This is a genomic window from Cupriavidus sp. 2SB, assembly GCF_005503625.1.
Classification (GTDB): domain Bacteria; phylum Pseudomonadota; class Gammaproteobacteria; order Burkholderiales; family Burkholderiaceae; genus Cupriavidus.
Genome location: NZ_SCMX01000149.1, coordinates 1 through 4,543, shown reverse-complemented (window position 1 = coordinate 4,543; position 4,543 = coordinate 1). Strand labels below are relative to the sequence as shown.

Genomic DNA, 4,543 nt, shown 5'->3' with positions numbered 1-4,543 from the left:
TCGATCCACTGTCGATCGGAGACTTCCAACTACCCAACCGCATCGTCATGGCACCGTTGACCCGCCTGCGTGCGGCCGATCCGGTACATGTGCCGAACGCCGTGATGGCCGAGTACTATGCCCAGCGCGCCAGTGCCGGGCTGCTGATTTCGGAAGGCGTGCCCATCTCCCCGGACGGCGTCGGGTATGCCAACGTGCCGGGTATCTGGAGCGACGAGCAGGTGGCTGGCTGGAAACAGGTGACCGATGCCGTGCATCGCGCCGGTGGCCGTATCGTGGCGCAGCTCTGGCACGTGGGGCGGATTTCGGATCCCGCCCTGCTGCAGGGCCGCCAGCCGGTGGCACCGAGCGCCATCGCCGCCGATGGCCACGTCAGCCTGCTGCGTCCGCAACGTCCGTACGAGGTGCCGCGCGCGCTGACCGTGGAGGAAATCCAATCGGTGGTGGCCGATTTCGGGCGCGCTGCGGCCAATGCCAAGGCAGCCGGCTTTGACGGTGTGACGATCCACGCGGCCAACGGCTACCTGCTCGACCAGTTCCTGCAGGACGGCAGCAACGCGCGTGACGACGCCTACGGCGGCTCGGTGGAAAACCGCGCGCGCATCCTGCTCGAAGTGACCGATGCCGTCACCGCTGTCTGGAGCGCGAACCGCGTGGGCGTGCATCTGGCGCCGCGTTCACCCAGTCATTCGATGTCCGATTCCCAGCCCGCGCAGACTTTCGGCTACGTTGCGCAGGCGCTGGGCCAACGCGGCATAGGGTTTCTGTTCGTGCGCGAAACCCGTGGCGAAGGCGCCCTGCTGCCCGCGCTCAAACGCGCGTTCCGTGGTGTGGTGATTGCCAATGACGGTTTCGATCAGACTGCCGCGCAGGCTGCATTGGACAGCGGCGCCGCCGATGCCGTGGCATTCGGGCGCGCCTACATCGCCAATCCGGATCTGGTGGAGCGCCTGCAGCAACAGGCGGCGCTCAATGCGGTAGACCCGACCACGCTGTACGACACAGGTGGCCTGGGTGCACGCGGTTACACCGACTACCCGACGCTGGCTCAGGCAAGCTGAGCCAAACGCCGAAGCGAAACGAGGACGTTCACCCCTGCACGGGGTGAATCGGAATCACGGTGCGGGCGCCGCATTCACGCAGCAGCTCGCGCAATTCCTTGATGACGGGGAAGACCTCGTGATTCCAGTCCTCGCCCTGACTGTCGTGGGCACGTTGCTCCATTTCCACGATCTCGCGGTCTTCCTTGAAGATACGTTCGGTGAACCAGACCAGCAGCGGCCAGGCGAGGTCGAGCGCAAACGGCACGCCGGGACGCCGGATCGACAACGTGCCGAAGGTGCGATTGGTGCGCTGCGCCGCGTCAAGCGGCACATAGGCAATCCACAGGTCCATCACCAGCGTGCCTGACGAAGTACGAATCTGCAGCGTCTGATACGGATAGCCGGTGCGAACCGTCATCACGTCCTTGTTGTTCTGCCCCCCGTCCTTGCCGAACACCAGGGCTTCGCCCACGGGCTGCTTGCCCTGCTCGCGTTCGAACGTGTAATCGACCTCCACATAGCCCTCGCCACGGCGCCGTCCCAACGAGCGCGCGCGCATCATGCCCATCTGCTTGCGATGCAGGAACTGATGGTTCATGTCCATCAGGTTCTCGTGCATGAACGAGTAGTGGCACTTCACTGCACGGCCCAGGCGGCGAGTCTTGTACTTCGGATCGGTCACCGACGCGAACTCGGGCAGCGGCTGCTCGGCAGCCAGCGCCGGGTTGCCCGGAAACACGAAGATCAGCCCGGCGCGCTCTTCGCACGGATAGGCGCGCACGCCGTTGGGCAGGCGCTCTTTGCCGAGATAGGGCACGTCGATGCAGCGGCCCGAGCAATCGTAGGTCCAGCCGTGGTAGCAGCAGCGGATGGCTTCGCCGTCCACCACGCCAGCATGCAGCGGCACCTGCCGGTGCGCGCAGCGATCTTCCAGCGCGAACAGCTTGCCCGTGGCGGTGCGCACGATCACGATCGGATCGCCCGCGAAGGTCACGCCATGGGCCTTGCCGGCCTTGACTTCGCGCGACCACGCCAGCGGATACCAGTAGTCGGGATGGATCGGCACGCGGCGCAAGTCTCGCGGCGGCGCCTCGGGCCGCACCGCATTTGCGGAACCGGCCGAGGCATCGGCCACCGCTCCCGTGACGGGATCGGTGGAACGGCGGTCTAGGGCGGACTCTGCGTACATGCGGGCGTCTCCGGGAGCGGCGGTGAAGATTGTGGGATCGGGATCATGGGTGCGGACCCTTAGACAATCGACTCTAGCGTAACGGCCATGCCGCGGTCTGTCAGCTTTTATCCGACTGGCGTCGGCGGGGCGTACGTGCCGCGTCAACCTCCGAACGGGTGGAGCGCCATGTAGCGCCCTGTCCGGACGACTGATTTGCAACACAATTCAGTCCGAATCCTCTGCCTGCCGCAAACGGGGGTATGCTTGCCGGCAACTTACATACCGTCGTGTACGTATCGACATGACCCGCGCCGCCCCTGCGCCGGGATCTCGCCCCGAGACCGGCAAGAACCCTGCCTCGTATCGCACCCTGGTGGAGTCGATCACCGACTACGCCATCTTCTCGCTCGATGCCACCGGGCATATCACCAGCTGGAATCCCGGCGCGCAGCGGATCAAGGGCTGGACGCGCGAGGAAATCCTCGGCCAGCATTTTTCGGTTTTCTATACCGACGAGGCCAACGCCCGCAACTGGCCGGCCATCGAACTGGAGGCGGCTGCCCGCCAGGGGCGGTTCGAGGACGAAGGCTGGCGCCTGCGCAAGGATGGGTCTCGGTTCTGGGCCAACGTCATCATTACTGCGCTGCACGACGAACAGGGCGAACTGATTGGCTTTGGCAAGGTCACGCGCGACATGACCGAGCAACGGCGCACTGCCGATGAACTGCGCCAGAGCGAGGAGACGTTCCGGCTGCTCGTGGAAAGCGTCAAGGACTACGCCATCTTCATGCTCGACGTGGGCGGCCATGTGGTCAGCTGGAACTCGGGCGCCTCCTATATCAAGGGCTATCGCCGCGACGAGATTCTTGGCAAGCATTTCTCGGTGTTCTATCCCCCCGAGGACCTGGCCACCGACAAGCCGGGCCGCGAACTGGTCATCGCCCGCGAGGTAGGCCGGGTCGAGGACGAAGGCTGGCGTGTGCGCAAGGACGGTTCGCTGTTCTGGGCCAACGTGACGATCACGGCCATCTACGACGAGAAACGCGCCTTGCGCGGCTTCGCCAAGGTCACGCGCGACATGAGCGAGCGCAAGCGGCTGGCGGAACTGGAGCAATCCGAACAACGCATGAACGAATTCCTGGCCACGCTCTCGCACGAACTGCGCAACCCGCTGGCGCCCATGCGCAATGCGTTGACGGTGATGCAGTTGCGCCCGGACGATTCCGCCGCAATGCAGAAGAGCGTGGGACTGGTCGAGCGCCAGATGTCGCACCTGACGAGGCTGGTTGACGACCTGCTCGATGTCGGCCGCATCGCCGCCGGAAAAATCGACCTGCGTCACGAAGCCGTGGATGCCACGGAGATCCTGACCCTCGGCATCGAAGCTGCCGAGCCGGCCCTGGCCGCGAAATCGCAGACCGTCACGGTCACCACCGACGCCGGCGCCTTGCCGCTGTTCGTCGACAAGACGCGGCTCACCCAGGTCATGCAGAACCTGCTGCTCAACGCATCGAAATTTTCGGCGCCGGGCGCAGCCATCGCTGTGGCCGCCTCGGTACGCCAGCGCACGCTGGTCATTCAGGTGATCGACCACGGGCGTGGCATCTCCTCCAGCTCGCTCGAATCGATTTTCAACCTGTTCGTGCAGGAGGATCGCCCCGGCAGCAGTGCGCAGGGCGGCCTGGGCATCGGTCTGTCGCTGTGCCGCTCCCTCGTGGAAATGCACGGCGGCTCGATCACTGCCACCAGTGAGGGGCCGGGGCTGGGTGCCGCGTTCACGGTGCAGCTACCGCTGGCCGCGACACACGACACCGCTCATCCCCCCGACGGGGGCGCCACCACGCCCGGCCACCGCCTGCGTATCCTGCTCGTCGACGACAACCGGGATGCGGCCGACAGCATGTCGATCCTGCTGGAAATGTCTGGCCACGAAGTCACCATCGCCTACGACGGCATGGAAGCCATTCACGCCGCCGCCCGCGTCCGTCCCGAGGTTGCCTTGATCGACCTTGCCATGCCCGGCATGGACGGCTTCGCCGTGATCCACGCGCTGCGCGGCATGCCTGCGCTTTCCAATACACGGTATGTGGCGCTCACCGGCTTCGGCCAGACCTCGGATCGGGAGCAGACCAAGGCGGCGGGGTTCCATACGCACCTGGTGAAACCGATCGAGCTGGATGTGTTGCTGAAGGTGATTGCGGGGGAGTGAGGTAAATAGCGAACAAATCCCGCTGGTTTTGCTCCCCTCTCCCATGCAATGGGAGAAAACCAGCGGTAGGTCATGGGCTAGCAGGCACCGCCCAAACCCGTCCATCCCCCACCACAAACA

Annotated in this window: 3 protein-coding genes; 2 read left to right on the top strand and 1 reads right to left on the bottom strand. The window is 65.1% G+C overall.

Annotation, left to right across the window (positions count from 1 at the left end; all coding sequences use genetic code 11):
• The coding region (locus FFS21_RS31555; protein WP_249359771.1) for an alkene reductase at window positions 1-1,061 on the top strand (1,061 nt) is incomplete at its 5' end.
• Window positions 1,062-1,089: 28 nt separating this feature from the next.
• Here the strand turns inward: FFS21_RS31555 and FFS21_RS31550 are convergent.
• The gene (locus tag FFS21_RS31550) at window positions 1,090-2,232 is read right to left on the bottom strand and encodes a Rieske 2Fe-2S domain-containing protein (RefSeq protein WP_137928603.1); all 1,143 of its coding nucleotides are present in this window, start codon (window positions 2,230-2,232) and stop codon (window positions 1,090-1,092) included.
• 283 nt (window positions 2,233-2,515) lie between these two features.
• Between FFS21_RS31550 and FFS21_RS31545 the strand changes: the two genes are divergently transcribed.
• Entirely contained in the window at window positions 2,516-4,423 is a 1,908-nt protein-coding gene (locus FFS21_RS31545) for a PAS domain-containing hybrid sensor histidine kinase/response regulator (RefSeq protein WP_137928602.1), read from the top strand.
• Window positions 4,424-4,543: the final 120 nt, after the last annotated feature.

Bases quoted from the DNA above. Each gene is read 5' to 3' on its own strand.
- FFS21_RS31550 (WP_137928603.1), bottom strand. From the start codon at position 2,232: ATGTACGCAGAGTCCGCCCTAGACCGCCGTTCCACCGATCCCGTCACG.
- FFS21_RS31545 (WP_137928602.1), top strand. From the start codon at position 2,516: ATGACCCGCGCCGCCCCTGCGCCGGGATCTCGCCCCGAGACCGGCAAG.